This is a genomic window from Conexibacter arvalis (genome assembly GCF_014199525.1).
GTDB lineage: Bacteria > Actinomycetota > Thermoleophilia > Solirubrobacterales > Solirubrobacteraceae > Conexibacter > Conexibacter arvalis.
In genome coordinates, this window is the sequence record NZ_JACHNU010000001.1 from 1387545 (window position 1) to 1402631 (window position 15087).

General features: G+C 74.9%; 16 protein-coding genes and 1 tRNA gene. 14 read left to right on the forward strand and 3 right to left on the reverse strand.

The window, feature by feature from the left end:
* Positions 1–17 precede the first annotated feature (17 nt).
* From rsmA to BDZ31_RS06485, 5 genes are all read left to right on the forward strand, one after another.
* Positions 18–848, forward strand: coding sequence for a 16S rRNA (adenine(1518)-N(6)/adenine(1519)-N(6))-dimethyltransferase RsmA (rsmA, locus tag BDZ31_RS06465; protein ID WP_183340117.1), 831 nt, complete (start codon positions 18–20; stop codon positions 846–848).
* Positions 845–1795: a 4-(cytidine 5'-diphospho)-2-C-methyl-D-erythritol kinase gene (locus tag BDZ31_RS06470; RefSeq protein WP_183340118.1), complete on the forward strand. Its 951-nt coding sequence runs from the start codon at positions 845–847 to the stop codon at positions 1793–1795. The genes rsmA and BDZ31_RS06470 overlap by 4 nt, the downstream gene beginning before the upstream one ends.
* The gene (locus BDZ31_RS06475) at positions 1792–2013 is read left to right on the forward strand and encodes a hypothetical protein (protein ID WP_183340120.1); all 222 of its coding nucleotides are present in this window, start codon (positions 1792–1794) and stop codon (positions 2011–2013) included. Before BDZ31_RS06470 ends, BDZ31_RS06475 begins: the two co-directional genes overlap by 4 nt.
* Positions 2014–2061: 48 nt before the next feature.
* Positions 2062–3306 (forward strand): PucR family transcriptional regulator, encoded by a 1245-nt coding sequence (locus tag BDZ31_RS06480; protein ID WP_183340122.1) that lies wholly within the window; start codon positions 2062–2064, stop codon positions 3304–3306.
* A gap of 121 nt (positions 3307–3427) precedes the next feature.
* Positions 3428–4606 carry an EAL domain-containing protein gene (locus tag BDZ31_RS06485; RefSeq protein ID WP_183340124.1) on the forward strand — a complete coding sequence of 393 codons (1179 nt, stop codon included), beginning with the start codon at positions 3428–3430 and terminating at the stop codon, positions 4604–4606.
* 16 nt (positions 4607–4622) lie between these two features.
* Here BDZ31_RS06485 and BDZ31_RS06490 read toward each other — a convergent pair whose 3' ends face one another.
* Positions 4623–4799 carry a DUF1059 domain-containing protein gene (locus BDZ31_RS06490; protein ID WP_183340126.1) on the reverse strand — a complete coding sequence of 59 codons (177 nt, stop codon included), beginning with the start codon at positions 4797–4799 and terminating at the stop codon, positions 4623–4625.
* Entirely contained in the window at positions 4796–5878 is a 1083-nt protein-coding gene (locus tag BDZ31_RS06495; protein ID WP_183340128.1) for an AraC-like ligand-binding domain-containing protein, read from the reverse strand. Before BDZ31_RS06495 ends, BDZ31_RS06490 begins: the two co-directional genes overlap by 4 nt.
* Before the next feature lie 173 nt (positions 5879–6051).
* Here BDZ31_RS06495 and BDZ31_RS06500 point away from each other — a divergent pair, with 173 nt between their 5' ends.
* From BDZ31_RS06500 to BDZ31_RS06540, 9 genes are read left to right on the forward strand one after another with little or no spacing between them, the layout of a single operon-like run.
* The gene (locus BDZ31_RS06500) at positions 6052–6822 is read left to right on the forward strand and encodes an SDR family oxidoreductase (protein ID WP_183340130.1); all 771 of its coding nucleotides are present in this window, start codon (positions 6052–6054) and stop codon (positions 6820–6822) included.
* Positions 6822–7214 carry a Rieske (2Fe-2S) protein gene (locus tag BDZ31_RS06505; protein ID WP_183340132.1) on the forward strand — a complete coding sequence of 131 codons (393 nt, stop codon included), beginning with the start codon at positions 6822–6824 and terminating at the stop codon, positions 7212–7214. The genes BDZ31_RS06500 and BDZ31_RS06505 overlap by 1 nt, the downstream gene beginning before the upstream one ends.
* A gap of 42 nt (positions 7215–7256) precedes the next feature.
* Positions 7257–8603 (forward strand): aromatic ring-hydroxylating oxygenase subunit alpha, encoded by a 1347-nt coding sequence (locus tag BDZ31_RS06510; RefSeq protein WP_183340134.1) that lies wholly within the window; start codon positions 7257–7259, stop codon positions 8601–8603.
* A 14-nt stretch (positions 8604–8617) separates the two neighbouring features.
* Positions 8618–9151 carry an aromatic-ring-hydroxylating dioxygenase subunit beta gene (locus BDZ31_RS06515; protein WP_183340135.1) on the forward strand — a complete coding sequence of 178 codons (534 nt, stop codon included), beginning with the start codon at positions 8618–8620 and terminating at the stop codon, positions 9149–9151.
* Positions 9151–9993 carry an NAD-dependent epimerase/dehydratase family protein gene (locus tag BDZ31_RS06520; protein WP_183340137.1) on the forward strand — a complete coding sequence of 281 codons (843 nt, stop codon included), beginning with the start codon at positions 9151–9153 and terminating at the stop codon, positions 9991–9993. The genes BDZ31_RS06515 and BDZ31_RS06520 overlap by 1 nt, the downstream gene beginning before the upstream one ends.
* Entirely contained in the window at positions 9990–11183 is a 1194-nt protein-coding gene (locus tag BDZ31_RS06525; protein WP_183340139.1) for an NAD(P)/FAD-dependent oxidoreductase, read from the forward strand. The genes BDZ31_RS06520 and BDZ31_RS06525 overlap by 4 nt, the downstream gene beginning before the upstream one ends.
* A gap of 55 nt (positions 11184–11238) precedes the next feature.
* Positions 11239–12123, forward strand: a complete 885-nt coding sequence (locus BDZ31_RS25855; protein WP_183340141.1) for an FAD binding domain-containing protein — start codon at positions 11239–11241, stop codon at positions 12121–12123.
* Complete coding sequence (locus tag BDZ31_RS06535) at positions 12120–12617, forward strand: 2Fe-2S iron-sulfur cluster-binding protein (protein WP_183340143.1); 498 nt, start codon at positions 12120–12122, stop codon at positions 12615–12617. The genes BDZ31_RS25855 and BDZ31_RS06535 overlap by 4 nt, the downstream gene beginning before the upstream one ends.
* On the forward strand, positions 12614–14977 hold the full coding sequence (locus tag BDZ31_RS06540) for a xanthine dehydrogenase family protein molybdopterin-binding subunit (RefSeq protein ID WP_183340145.1): 2364 nt from the start codon (positions 12614–12616) through the stop codon (positions 14975–14977). Before BDZ31_RS06535 ends, BDZ31_RS06540 begins: the two co-directional genes overlap by 4 nt.
* 28 nt (positions 14978–15005) lie before the next feature.
* Here the strand turns inward: BDZ31_RS06540 and BDZ31_RS06545 are convergent.
* A tRNA-Gln gene (locus BDZ31_RS06545) sits at positions 15006–15076 on the reverse strand.
* Positions 15077–15087 lie beyond the last annotated feature (11 nt).

The window sequence follows — 15087 nt, forward strand, 5'->3', positions numbered from 1 at the left end:
TGGAGGCTCCTTCTGCCGTGACTGAACCGACGCAACCCAGCCTGCGGCGCTTGCGCGCCTTCGGGATCAAGCCCAACCGCGAGCTGGGCCAGAACTTCCTGATCGACTCCAACATCCTCGACGTGATCGAGCGCGCCGCGGAGCTGGAGGCCGACGACGTCGTGCTGGAGATCGGCGGCGGCCTCGGCGTCCTCTCCGAGCACCTCGCGGAGCGCACCGCGCACGTCCACGTCGTCGAGGTCGACCGCGGGCTGGAGGAGCCGCTGCGCGACGCGCTCGACCCGTTCGGCGAGCGCGCGACGCTGCACATGGGCGACGCGATGGCGGTCGACCTGGCGGCGATGGCGCCTGCGCCGACCAAGGTGGTCGCCAACCTCCCGTACGGGATCGCGTCGGGCGCGATCCTGCGCACGATCGAGGAGCTGCCGGAGGCGACGCGCTGGGTCGCGATGGTGCAGAAGGAGGTCGGCGAGCGGCTGGCCGCCAGACCGGCGACCGACGCCTACGGCATCCCGTCGGTGATCGCCCAGCTCGCCTGCGACGTGCGCGTCGTGCGGCCGGTCTCGCGGCGCGTCTTCTTCCCGGTCCCGAACGTCGACTCGGTGCTCGTCGGCCTCTCGCGCATCGGCCCGGCGGCGCCGAAGGCGCTGCGCAGCTTCGTGCAGGGCGCCTTCGCCCATCGCCGCAAGACGCTCGCGAAGTCGGCGGGGATCGCCGGCGTCGCCTCGCCCGAGCGGGTGCGCGCCGCGCTGGAGGCGCTCGGCCACCCGCCCGACGTGCGCGCCGAACGGCTCTCGCCCGAGCAGCTGCGCGAGCTGTGGGCGCGGCTCCAGGAGCCGGCGAGATGACGGAGGTCCTGCGCGCGCTCGCGCCCGGCAAGACCAACCTCTGCCTCTTCCTCGGCCCGACGCGGCCCGACGGCCTGCACGAGCTGGTCTCGGTGATCGAGCCGCTGTCGCTCGCCGACGAGCTGACGCTGGAGCCGCTGGAGGGCGGCGCGCTCGTCGCGGCCGGGCCTCCGCTGGCCGGCGAGACGTGCGCGGCCGGCGCCGACGAGGTCGTCTGCGCCGGCGTCGAGGGGCCCAACCTCGCCGCAGCGGCCCTCGCCCGCTACCGCGCCGCGACCGGCTGGGAGGGCCCGCCGCGCCGGCTGACGATCGTCAAGCGCGTCCCCGTCGCCGCCGGGATGGGCGGCGGCTCGGGCGACGCCGCCGCGACGCTGCGGCTCGCCGCCCACGCCGCCGGGCGGCCGGGCGACCCGGCGATCGCCGCGCTCGCGCCGCAGCTCGGCGCCGACGTGCCGAGCCAGGTCGAGCCGCGGCCGGTGCTCGTCCACGGGGCCGGCGAGCATGTCGAGTCGTTCGCGCCGCCTCCGCCGCATGGCGTGCTCGTGCTGCCCTCGCGCGAGCGGCTGTCGACCCCGGACGTCTTCCGGGAGGCCGACCGCCTCGGGATCGGCCGCGACGCCGGCGAGCTGGCGGCCCTGCGCGAGCGGCTGCGGGACGGCCTGGCGCCGGCGCTGATCGCCAACGACCTGCAGGACGCGGCGCGATCGCTCTGCCCCGCGATCGACGACGCGCTCGCCGCCGCGCGCGACGCCGGCGCCGAGCAGGCGCTCGTCAGCGGGTCGGGGCCGACCGTCGTCGGGCTGTTCTGGGGCGCGGACGGCGAGGAGCGCGCGGCGGCGGCCGCCGCGGCGCTGTCGGGCCGCTTCCCGGGCGCGGTCGCGGCGCGCCCCGTGGGCCCTGATTTCGCGGCCGTCGTCGGAGTACGCGACAATGGTGGCTCGTCATGAGCAACGACGCGATCGTCCAACTCGTCGCGATCTGCGCCGGCGTCGTCGGTCTCGCGGCCTTCGTCAGCCTCGTCACGGTGCCGGTCGTCGCCTCCTACCAGCGGCTGTGGGAGCGCTTCGTCGCCGGGCTCCTGTCGCTCTGGGTGCTGGCCGCGCTGGTCGGCGTCGGGGTCCTCGCCGGCGGCGCCGTCATCTACTACTGGCCGAAGCTCTTCTAGCGCCGCGCCGCAGCCAGGGTCGCGTCGCCTCGTAGAATCGAATCTCCGATGACGCCCGGCGAGACGACCGCTCCCGACTTCCGCGCGCTGGATGCGATCACGGAGGCGATCGCAGGCGGCGCCGGCCTGCCGGAGATCGTCCGCGCCGCCGCCAGAGCGCTCGACGCCAGCCTCGTGCTGATCGACCGCACGAGCGTCGTGCTCGCCGTCGCGGCCCGCTCGCCGGCGGAGGAGCGCGCGCTGCTGCGGGAGGCCGAGGGCGTCGAGCGGATCGAGCTGCGCGTCGCCGACGCGATCGTCGGCCAGCTGAGGCTGCGCGCTCGCGACGGGCGGGCGGGGCCCGATCCGGCGATGCTGCGGCTGGTGACGACGCTGATCGCCTCCGAGGTCGAGCGCGTGCGCGGCCCCGAGCGCGCCTCCAAGGAGGCGGCCGCGGCCTTCGTCCACGCCGTCCTGGCGCGCGAGATCCAGGACCGCGACGACCTCGTCGCGCGCGGCAAGGAGCTCGGGATCTCGCTCGAGCGCGGGGGCAGCGTGATCGTCGCGCGCGCCCATCCCCGCTCGCCGACCGACGACGACTGGCGCTCGCGCCTGCTCGCGCTGGCGGAGCGCGGCGCCCGCTCGATCGCCCCGGGGGCGATCGCGGCGCCGGCGAGCGCGGGCGACGGCGACGAGGTCGTCGTGCTGGTCGCTGACGCCGACGGCGACGCCGGCAGGCGCGTCGGCGCGACGGTCCTGCGCGAGCTGGAGGCCAACCTCAGCGGCTTCGCCTTCGCCGTCGGCCGCAGCCGCGTCGCGAGAGATCCGGGCGACCTCCATCGCGCCGGCAACGAGGCGCTGCTGGCGGCCAACGTCGTCGAGGGCGATCCCGACGAGTCGCTGCTCGCCTACGACGAGACCGGCACCTACCAGCTGCTGCTGCCGCACATGAGCGATCCGGCCGAGCTGCGCAGGTTCTACGACGAGACGGTCAGCAGGATCGTCGCCTACGACGAGCAGTACGAGACCTCCGACCTCGTCGGCACGCTCGAGACCTTCCTCGAGTGCGACGGCAACGTCAACGCGACGGCGGCGCGGCTGATCACCCACCGCCACACCGTTCGCTATCGCTTCGAGCGCGTGCGCGAGATCACGGGCCTCGACGTCGGCTCGACCGACGGCCGCGAGAGACTGTCGTTCGGCCTCAAGGCGATGCGCGTGCTCGGCATCGCGGCGCCGCGCGGGCCCGCGACCGAGCGCGGCTCCGAGGGCGGTCGCGTGCGTCGCGAGGCGCCGGACCGCTCGTCGCGCTGAGCGGCGCGGCCGCGCCCTCTGATCTGACGCGCGCGCTTGCCGCAGCCGCGATCTTGTGCCACCCGGAGGTGGTCAGAGCACGCGGCACTCGGACAGCCGTCCTATGCCTACGATTAGGCGCGTGGCGGGAATCGACGGAGCGGGGAGAAGGCCGGTCGAAAGCGACGCCGACGCGGTCGCGATCTCCCACCTGATCGATCGGCGCGGCCGCTGCCGGCTCGCCTTCGAGCCGATCGCCGACCTCGCGCGCGGGGTCGTCTGCGGCTACGAGGCGCAGGCGCGCTTCCCGCAGGCGATGAGCCGCGAGCGGTGGGCGCGCGAGGCGGGGGAGCACGGGCTGGAGCGCGATCTCGACGCCTTCGTCGTCGGGTCGGTGATCGCGGCGCGGGAGATGCTGCCCGACGACTGCTTCCTCTCGTTCGACCTGCCGATCGACCGGCTGCTGGGCGAGCGCGTCCAGCGGGTCCTGCGCGACGCCGGCCGGCTCGACCGGCTCGTCGTCGAGTTGGCGGCCGGCAGCGCGGCGGTCGAGGAGCGCGACCTGCTCGAGGCGATCCGCCGCCTGCGCGACGACGGCGCGACGATCGCCGTCGACGGCGTCGGCAACGGCCACGCGACGCTGCGCCAGATCGCGGTCCTGCGCCCCGAGTTCGTGAAGCTCGACCCGCGGCTCGTCGACGACATGCACCGCGACGACGCCAAGTTCGTGATCGTCGACACGCTCGGCCATCTCGCCAGCCAGCTCGACGCGTGGGTCGTCGCCCAGGGCGTGACGCGGATCGAGGAGCTCGACGCGCTGATGCGCCTGCGCACGCCGCTCGCCCAGGGCTCGCTGATCGGGGTCAGAGCGAAGACGCTGACGAGCGTCGGCTTCCCGCTCGCCTCCTACGTGCGCGAGCGCGGCGGCGCCGCGACCGAGCCGGGCGTGCTCGTCGCGCTGCTGGAGCGGCCGCGCGCGGTCGAGGCGGAGACGGAGCGCGCGCAGCTGGCGGCGCTGTTCGCGGGCGATCCCGGGCTGCTCCACCTGCCGCTGGTCGACGCCCGGCGCCGCCCGGTCGGCCTGCTCAGCCGCGCCGCCTTCGAGCGCGGCGAGCGTCCGGTCGGCGAGCTGCTCGTCGTCTCGCCCGCGGCGCGCGTCCCCGAGGTCGCGCAGCGGGCGGTGCTGCGGCCGCCCGCGACCCGCTTCGACCCGGCCGTCTGCTGCGACGGACGGGGGCGCTACATCGGCCTCGTGCGGATCGAGCGGCTGGTCGCGGCGCTCGCGCTCGCGCACGAGGCCGAGCCGGTCGCGGCCGGGTGAGCGGCCACCGGGGTCGCTACTCCACGTCGCGAATCTGGGCGCGCACCGCCTCGACCACGCTGTCGGGCACGTGCTCCATGCCGTGGTCGTCGTGCGCGTGGGTGGCGACCTGGGTCAGGATCGCCTCCTCCGTCTCCCCTTCGAAGCGGGCCGTGCAGTCAGGCACGACCGCTCCGCAGAAGAACTCCTTCATCGACGCCTCCCCTCTCGCTTGGGCCTGGGAGAGGCGATCCTACGCGCGTTCGGGGTCGCGCTGCGCGGGTTCGCCCGGCTGCGGTTCAGCGTCGCCGACGGCAGCTCGCCGAAGCGGCGGGCGTAGCTGCTCGAGAAGCGGCCGAGGTGGGAGAAGCCCCAGCGCAGCGCGACGTCGGTCACGTGCACGCCGAGCGCGGGGTCTGCGGCCGACAGCTCGGCGTGGACCCGGTCGAGCCGCAGGTCCCGCACGTACGCGGACGGCGAGCAGCCGAGCTCGCGGGCGAAGCCGGCCTGCAGCGTCCGCACGCTGACGCCGACCGCGGCGGCGAGCGAGGCGACCGTCAGCGGCGCGGCGAGGTTGGCGCGGGCGTGCTCCAGCGCGCGCCGCACGTACGGGCTGGGCGCCGGCGCGACCGGGTTGCCGAGCGCGGCCGAGTGGCTGCCCGGGTGCCACAGCAGCAGCGCGTTGAGCACCAGCTCCTCGATCGTCGCGGCGCTCGGTGCGAGCGGGTCCTCAGCGGCCGCCGGCGTGTCGCGCCGCTGCTCGATCTCGGCCTGCAGCAGGTCGATGATCGGGAACCAGCGCCGGCCGGGCCGGTCGGTCAGGTCGCGGCCGATCTCGAGCGTCAGCGGACCGCTCGGCGGCGCGCCGGTGAGCGCGGCGAAGTGGCGCTCGAGCACGGCCTGCTCGACGCAGACGACCAGGTAGGCCGCCTCGGCGGTCCAGCGCAGCGCCATCGGCTCGCCCGGCGAGGTGACGGCGGCCATGCGGCGGTTGGCGAAGACGGTGCGGGGACCGCTGCGCGCCTGGCCGTGGCCGGCGAGCGGGAGGTGGAGGCAGAAGCACGTGGCGTCGGTCGCGGTGATCTCGACCGCGGCGCCGTAGCTGAGGTATGAGAGCGTCACCTCGCCGACGCGCGCGGCGAACTGGCGCACGTCGAGGTCGGTGCCGCCGTCGCGCACGCGCAGCGTGTGCGGGTTGATGACGCTGCTGACCGCCTCGCGCGTGTCGTCGACGTCGCGCCCGGCGAAGACGAGGTGCTCGGCGAGCGAAGGCGGGACGCCGTCGGTCGGCACGCGCGCATCGTCGATCAGCGGGCGCACGCCATGCGCAAAGTGGATAGCGACCGATTGAGGTGACACATAGCCTCGCTTTACGAGAGGAAAGTGTATTCAGTCGTCTGCCTCCAGGCAGATGCGAGAGGAAGGATCTCACGTCCGATGTGCTTCGTCACGGGTCTTCCGGTCCGATGAGCCCCGTCGCCATCGTCACGGGCGCCGGGCGCGGCATCGGCCGCGCGATCGCGCAGCGGCTGGCGCGCGACGGGTTCGCCGTCGCGGTCGCCGATCTCGACGCCGCCGCCGGCGAGGCGGTCGCCGCGGCGATCGCGGCTGGCGGCGGTCGGGCGCTCGCCCATCCGGTCGACGTCGCCGACGCCGACTCCGTCCGCGCACTGGTCGCGGCGACGACCGAGCGGCTCGGCCCGCTCGACGCGATGGTCGCCAACGCCGGGATCGCGCATGTCGCGCCCCTGGCCGAGGCGACCGCCGCCGACCTCGAGGCGCTCTTCCGCGTCAACGTGGTCGGCACGCTCCATTCGATCCAGCAGGCCGCGGCGGCGATGGGCGAGCACGGCAGGGGCGGGCGGATCGTCGTCGCCTCCAGCGTCACCGGCCGGCAGGGGATGCCGCTGTTGGGACTCTATTCGGCGACGAAGTTCGCGATCGTCGGGCTGGTGCAGGCGGCCGCGAGGGAGCTGGCGCCGGCCGGGATCACGGTGAACGCCTACTGCCCGGGGGTCGTCGAAACGCCGATGAACGACGGCGTCAGCGCCGGCCTCGACGCCCAGCTCGGCGTCGCGCCCGGCGTCGCGGTGAGCGAGTTCGCCAAGACGATCGCGCTCGGCCGGCTCGCGCAGCCGGACGAGATCGCGGGCCTGGCCGCCTTCCTCGCCTCCAACGACGCCCGCTACATGACCGGGCAGTCGATCGCGATCGACGGCGGGCTGGTGTTCGTCTGATGGAGCCGACCGTCCCGTTCGCGTCACTGGAGCCGGGCAGCTGCGTCGTGCACCAGATCGGCGCGGCGAAGGTGCTGATCGCCCGCATCGGCGACACCGTCCACGCGACCAGCGCGATCTGCACCCACGCGCGCGTCGAGCTGGCCGCCGGGCCGCTCGCGCCCGGCTGCCTCGTCGAGTGCCCGATGCACGGGGCGCTGTTCTCGCCGGTCGACGGCTCCGTCCACGAGGGGCCGGCGGTCACCGCGCTCAAGACCTACCCGGCGCGGGTCGTCGACGGCGTCGTCCACGTCGACGTCGGCGAGGACGGCGCAGCCAGACCGGCAACGCCGAGCCCCTCGACGCCCGGCGCCCGCCCGTCGCTCGCAAGCTGGGGTCGGCCCGCGCGCTGAGCCGCGCGCGGACGTCAACGAAACCAAGGAGAGAGGACCACCATGGCTGTGAACCCGGCAGGACTGCTCGACCTCTCGCTCGCCGACGGCGTCGAGCTGACGCAGCTGATCGACGAGCCCGGCGCGCACATCTCGCGCCGCATCTACGGCAACGACGAGATCTTCGAGCTGGAGCAGGACCGGATCTTCCGCCGCGCCTGGAACTTCCTCGGCCACGTCAGCGAGCTGCCGAACCCCGGCGACTACGTCACGCGCGACCTCGCCGGCGAGCCGGTCGTGCTGATCCGCGGCGACGACGGCGAGATCCGCGCCTTCCTCAACTCCTGCCGCCACCGGGGCATGCGCGTCTGCCGCGCCGACCGCGACAACGTCTCCTACATGCGCTGCGTCTACCACGGGTGGTCGTACTCGCGCTCGGGCGACCTCGTCACCGCCTTCGCCGAGGAGCTGTACGACCCCGGCCGGCTCAGAAAGGAGGAGCTCGGGCTGATCCCGGTCACGCAGGTCGCGATCTACCGCGGCGTGATCTTCGGCACGTGGGACGCGGAGGCGCCGCCGCTGGAGGAGTACCTCGGCGACATGCGCTTCTACCTCGACCTGTTCCTCGGCCGCACCGACGGCGGGACCGAGGTCGTCGGCGCGCCGCAGGTGTGGGACGTCAGCACCGACTGGAAGTTCTGCGCCGACAACTTCACCGGCGACAACTTCCACCTCTACACCGCCCACGGCTCGGTCGTCGACCTCGGGATGCTCCCGCCCGACCCGATGTCGCTCTCCTACGGCTACCTCGTGCGGGCGCAGGGCGGCCACGTGCTCCACCTCGTCCCCGGCCCGCCCGACCCGTCGTTCGAGTACTTCGGGCTGCCGCGCGACCTCGTCCCGCAGTTCGAGCGCAACCTCGACTCCGTCCAGCTGGGCCTGCTGAAGGACCACGCCTGGAGCGTCGGCACCGTCTTCCCGAACCTCTCCTTCATGCAGGTGATGGTGCAGGGCGACATCGGCGGCCCGAACGTCACCTTCCTGTCGCTGCGCGCGTGGATGCCGACGAGCGCGACGACGACGCGCGTCTTCTCCTACCTGCTGCTCGACCGCGACGCGCCCGAGCAGTTCCGCAGAGACAGCTACGAGGCGTACGTCCGCACCTTCGGCCCCTCGGGGATCTTCGAGCAGGACGACATGGAGAACTGGGAGGACTGCACGCGCGTCAACAAGGGCAAGATCGCGCAGCGCCACGGCCTCCACCACGGGATGGGCCTCCACCTCGAGCCCGACCCGAGCTTCCCCGGGCCGGGGCAGGCATGGCCCGGCAGCTACGGCGAGCGCACCCAGCTGTCGTTCTACGGCGAATGGCTCAAGTGGATGACCCACGAGCGTCCGTGGGCGAGCTGAGAGGAGCAGCAGAGATGTCCGAGACCACCACCGCCGCCGAGCTGCTGCCCGTCGGCAGCGACGACTACTCGCGTGCCGCGCTGTTCCTCTACCGCGAGGCGCAGCTGCTCGACGACGCCCGCTTCGAGGACTGGCTGGAGACGCTCCACGACGAGCTGGTCTACGAGATGCCGGTGCGCCAGTCGGTGATGCCGAAGGACGGCACCGGCTTCGTCGACGGGATGACCTTCCTGACCGAGACGCGCAACTCGCTGCTGACGCGCGTGCGGCGGCTGCAGACCGAGCAGGCGTGGGCCGAGCAGCCGGGGTCGCGCACCCGCCACCTCGTCGCCAACGTGCTGGTCGAGCGGGGCGCGGCGGAGGGGGAGCTGAACGTCACGAGCGCCTTCCTCGTCACGCGCACGCGCGCCGACCTGCCCTACGACTTCTTCAGCGGGGAGCGCCGCGACGTGCTCGCCCGCGACGGCGAGCGGCTGCTGCTGAAGCGGCGGCAGATCCTGTTCGACCAGACGGTGATGAAGTCCTACAACCTCAGCATCTTCCTCTGATGGTCGTCCTGCTGACGGGCAGCCGCGGGCGGCTCGGCCGGCGGATCGGACCGGCGCTGGAGGCGGCCGGCCACGAGGTCGTGCCGTTCGACCTCGCGCACGGCGACGACGTGACCGACGCGGCGGCGGTCGCCGCCGCCGCGCGCGGGGTCGACGCGATCGTCAACGCGGCGGGGATCCCCGACGACGACGCCGACTGGGAGCTGGCGCCGGTGACGATGCCGGTCAACCTCCTTGGCACCTGGAACGTGCTGCTGGCGGCGCGCGCCCACGGCGTCGGCCGCGTCGTCCACCTCTCCTCGGGCAAGGCGCTCGGCATGCTCGAGCGCGACCCCGACCAGCTGCCCGTCGACGACCGCCACCGCGGCCTGCCGTCGCTGCCGTACGCGCTGTCGAAGTGGCTGGCGGAGGAGATGTGCGAGGCGTTCACGCGCGAGACGGGCGTCTCGACGATCTGCCTGCGGCCGGTGCTCGTGCTCGATTCGACCCGCTACCCGGCGCTCGCCGCCGGTCCCGAGCTGCCGCCGGTGCCCGGGATGAGATGGCACCTCGGCGTGTGGGTCGACGTCGACGACGTGGCCCGCGCCGCGGTCGCCGCCGTCGACTGCCCGGATCCCGGCCATGCGCGGCTGCTGCTGTGCGCCGACGAGATCGCCGCCGAGCGCCCGACCGCCGAGCTGGTCGCCGAGCACCTGCCCGACGTGCCGTGGGTCGGCCCGCCGCTGGAGCCCGGGTCGCGGCGGGCGCTGGTCGACTGCACGCCGGCGCGGGAGCTGCTCGGGTGGGAGCCGCGCGTGCGCTGGGCCGACCGCGCCAGGCTGGTCGCCGAGGCGGCGCGATGAGCGGCCGCGAGCGGATCGTCGTCGTCGGCGCGTCGCTGGCCGGCTACCACGCGGCCCGCGAGCTGCGCGCGCTCGGCTTCGACGGCGAGGTGACCGTGGTCGGCGCCGAGCCCCATCGGCCCTACGACCGACCGCCGCTGTCGAAGGAGCTGCTCGCGGGCAGGCGGACGGCGGCGGAGATCGCGCTGGCGCTCGACGACGCCCCCGACGTCGAGTGGCTGCTCGGGACCGCGGCGACCGGCCTCGACCTCGATCGCCGCGTCGTGCTCGCCGGGGCGCGCGAGGTCGCCTTCGACGGACTCGTGATCGCGACCGGCGCGCGGCCGGCGACGCTGCCCGGCCTGCCGGAGCTGGCGCCCGGCCGTCCCGGCGTCCACGCGCTGCGCTCGCTCGACGACGCGCAGCGGCTGCGCGGCGACCTGCGGCCGGGGGCGCGGCTGCTGATCGTCGGCGCCGGCTTCGTCGGCGTCGAGGTCGCGACCGTCGCCGCGGCGGCCGGCTGCGAGGTGGCGATCGTGACGCTCGATCCGCCGCTCGCGGTCGCGGGGCCGCAGGCGAGCGCCGTCTGTCGCGGGCTGCTGGAGGAGGCAGGCGTGCGCCTGCTGAGCGGACGGACGGTCGCCTCCGTGGAGGAGCGCGGCGGCGAGCGCGTCGCGCTGCTCGACGACGGCGCGCCGGTCGCCTTCGACGCGGCGCTCGTCGCGATCGGCGCGCGGCCGGCGGTCGACTGGCTGGAGGGCTCGGGGCTCGTGCTCGAGGACGGCGTCGTCTGCGACGCCTCGCTGGCGGCGGTCGGCGCCGTCGCGGTCGTCGCCGCCGGCGACGTCGCGCGCTGGCCGAACGCCGCGACCGGCGGCGCGCTGACGCGCGTCGAGCACTGGGGCAACGCCGTCGAGCAGGGGGCGGCGGCGGCGCGCACGCTGCTGGAGGGGCCCGGGCCGCACACCGCGCACGCCGCGGTGCCGGAGGTCTGGTCCGACCACCTCGGCGCGCGCCTGCAGACGGTCGGCGAGCTGCGCGGGGCCGCCCGTTTCGAGGTCGTCGCGGGCGCCGTCGAGGAGCGGCGCTTCGCGGCGGCCGCCTACGACGCCGGCGAGCGGCTCGTCGGTGCGGTCGCCTACGACATGCCGCGCGAGCTGACCCGCTGGCGCGAGCAGCTGACGGAGCCGGTCGCGGCGGTGGGGCGATGAGCCCGCTCGACGCGATGACGGGCTCGGAGCCGGCGGTTCGCCGCGGAGGTGCGTCGTGAAGCCCAGCCCGGTCACCTACCACGCGCCCGCGACGGTCGCCGAGGCGGTCGGCCTGCTGGCCGAGCACGGCGACGACGCGAAGGTGCTCGGCGGTGGGCAGAGCCTCCTGCCGCTGATGAACCTGCGGCTCGCCGCGCCCGCTCGCCTCGTCGACGTGACGCGGATCGACGGGCTCGGCGCGATCGAGCGGCGCGACGGCGCCTTCGAGCTGGGCGCCGCGGTCCGCCAGGCGCAAGCCGAGGACGACGCGGCGCTCGCCGCCGCCTGCCCGCTGCTGGCGGCGGCGCTGCCGCACATCGCCCATCGCGAGATCCGCAACGCCGGGACGGTCTGCGGCAGTCTCGCCCACGGCGACGCGGCGGCGGAGCTGCCGGCGGTCGCGCTGGCGCTCGACGCCGAGCTGGTCGTCCACGGCCCGCGGGGGGTTCGCACGGTCGCGGCCGACGGCTTCTTCCGCTCGTTCCTGGAGACGGCGCTGGAGCCCGACGAGCTGCTCGCGGTGGTGCGCCTGCCGGTCGCTCCGCCCGGCAGCGGCGCTGCCTTCCACGAGCTGGCGCGGCGTGCCGGCGACTTCGCGATCGCCGGGGTCGGCGCGCAGCTGACGATGCGCGACGGCACGGTGACCGAGGCGCGCGTCGCCTGCATCGGCGTCGGCGCGGCGCCGGTGCGCGCTCGCGCCGCCGAGCAGGCGCTCGCCGGCGGTCGCGCCGACGAGCGCACGATCGCGCAGGCGGCGCGCGCCGCGGCGGCCGAGCTGGAGCCGTCCGAGGACCTGCACGCGAGCGCGGCGTTCCGCCGGCACGCGGCCGAGACGCTGATGCGCCGCGCGCTGCACGAGGCTGCGGCGCGCGCCGAGAGCAACGGAAGGGAGGCATCGTGAAGATCACGCTGACCGTCAACGGCAGCCGGCGCGAGCTGGAGGTCGACGACCGCCGGCTGCTCGCCGACGTGCTGCGCGAGGAGCTCGGCCTGACCGGCACGAAGGTCGGCTGCTCCCACGGCGTCTGCGGCAGCTGCACGGTCCATGTCGACGGCCGCGCCGTCCGCTCCTGCATCATGCTGGCCGTCCAGGCCGACGGGCGGGCGGTTCGGACGGTCGAGGACCTGGCGGCGCCCGACGGGACGCTCCACCCGCTGCAGCAGGCGTTCTCGGAGGAGCATGCGCTTCAGTGCGGCTTCTGCACGCCGGGGTTCCTGATGACGGCGCTGCCGGCGGTCGAGGCCGGCGCGCCGCTCGACGCCGGGCAGGCGCGCGAGCTGGTCTCCGGCAACATCTGCCGCTGCACCGGCTACGACGGGATCGTCGGCGCGGTCGTGCGGGCGTCGGCGATCTGCGCCGGCGCGGCGGCCTCCGGCGCGGAGGCCGAGCGATGAGCGTCGTCGAGCAGGCCCCCGAGCGGGGTGAGGAGGCGCAGGGCCTGATCGGCGCGCGCGTCCGCCGGCGCGAGGACGGGCGGATGGTCACCGGCGCCGCCCGCTACGTCGCCGACGTCGAGCTGCCGCGCTGCTGCGAGGCGGCCTTCGTCCGCTCGACCGTCGCGCACGCGCGGATCGCCGCCGTCGACGTCGAGGCGGCCCGCGCGGCGCCGGGCGTGCTGGCGGTGCTGACGGCCGCGGAGCTGGCGGCGGTCAGACCGCTCGCCGACCTGCTGGAGATCGAGTCGATCAAGACGCCGCGTCCGCCGCTGGCGACCGACCGGGTCCGCTACGTCGGCGAGCCGATCGTCGCCGTGATCGCCGAGGATCGCTATGCGGCCGAGGACGCCGCCGAGCTGGTCGTCGTCGACTACGAGGAGCTGGAGCCGGTGCTCGACGTCGACGTCGCGATCGCGCGCGGGCCGCTGCTGCACGACCACGTGCCGGAGAACGTCTACTTCCGCAGCGAGTTCCGCAGCGGCGGCGCCGAGGAGGCGTTCGCCGGCGCCGACCTCGTCGTCGCGCGCACGCTGCGCGTCAACCGCCAGCTCGCCTCCTCGATGGAGACGCGCGGCGTCGTCGCGCAGGCCGAGCCCGACGGCCTGCTGACCGTGTGGCTCTCCTCGCAGGCGCCCTTCCAGCAGCGCTACCTGTTCGCGCTGGCGCTCGGCCTGCCGGAGTCGCGCATCCGCGTCGTCGTGCCCGACGTCGGCGGCGCGTTCGGCCCGAAGGACTTCGTCTTCCCGGAGGACCTCTGCGTCGCCCACGCGGCGTTGACGCTCGGCCGGCCGGTGCGCTGGATCGAGGATCGGCAGGAGAACCTGATGGCCGGCTCGCATTCCAAGGAGCAGAAGCTGACGGTCGAGCTGGCCTTCGCCGACGACGGCAGGTTGCTGGCGATGCGCGGGCGGTTCGTCGGCGACACCGGCGCCTTCGCCTATTCGGCGCCGGCCGGGCTCGTCGACGTGATGTTCACCGCCCAGTCGCTGCCCGGGCCCTACGTCGTGCCCGCCTACGACTACGACGTGCTCGGCGTGCTGACGAACAAGACGCCGGTCGCGCCCTACCGCGGCGTCGGCATCACCGCCGCGCAGACGGCGCGCGAGCTGCTGCTCGACGAGGCGGCGGAGCGGCTCGGGATCGACCGCGTCGAGCTGCGGCGGCGCAATCTGCTCGGCGACGAGCCGACGAGGTCGATCACCGGCCAGGAGTACGACGGCGGCAGCTACCGGACGTCGCTGGAGCGGGCGCTGGAGCGGATCGACTGGGGAGGCTTCCCGGCCCGCCAGGCGGCGGCCCGCGCCGAGGGCCGCCATCTCGGGATCGGCGTCAGCCCGTTCATCGAGGGCACCTCGCTCGGGACGATGGCGCAACTGCAGAGCGGCTTCCCGATGCCGTCCCACGACCACGCCTGGGCGGCCGTCGACCTGACCGGGACGGTCGCCGTCGGCGTGCCGACCTGCAACCACGGCCAGGGCCACGCGACCGCCTTCGCGCAGGTCGCCGCCGAGGTGCTCGGCGTGGGCGTCGACGACGTGCGCGTCGTCGAGCGCGACACCGAGTCCTCGCCGTGGGGGATGGGCACCTACGCCAGCCGCAGCGCGGTCTTCGGCGGCGGCGCCGTGCTGAAGGCGGCGCGGCTGCTGCGCGAGCGGATCCTGCGGGTGGCGAGCCTGCTGCTGGAGGCGCCGCCGGAGGCGCTCGCGCTGGAGGACGGCTTCGTCGGGATCGCCGGCGTGCCGGACGCCAGGATCCCGTTGGCCGGGATCGCCGGGGCCGCACATTTCGATCCCGGCGTGCGCGCGGCGCTGGGCGACGCGGGCCTGCGCGTCGGCGTCTTCCACGACGCGCCGCCGGCCTACTCGAACGGCTGCATCGCCGTCGAGGTCGAGGTCGACGTCGAGCTGGGGACGGTGCGGCTGCTGCGGACGGTCGCCGTCGAGGACTGCGGCACGATGCTCAACCCGACGATCGTCGAGGGCCAGGTCCGCGGCGGGCTCGTGCAGGGGATCGGGGCGGCGCTGCTGGAGCACGCCGTCTACGACGACGACGGCCAGCCGCTGACGACGACCTACATGGACTACCTCGTGCCGCGCTCCAGCGACGTCTCCGCGATCGAGGTCGACCACGTCGTCACGCCCTCGCCGCGCACGCTCGGCGGGATGAAGGGGATGGCCGAGGGCAGCTCGATCGCCACCCCGGCGGCGGTCCTCAACGCCGTCGCCGACGCGCTCTCGCCGTACGGCTTCCGCGTCGAGCGGCTGCCGCTCGGCCCGCACGCCGTCTGGGAGGGCCTCAGGTCGGGGCGCGCCGGCTGACAGGGTCGGCGCGGCGCGCCGCGGAGAGCTGGGGGGCCGGGACTCGAACCCGGATAGCCGGCTCCAAAGGCCGGAGTCTTGCCATTAGACGACCCCCCAAGGCGGTCGAC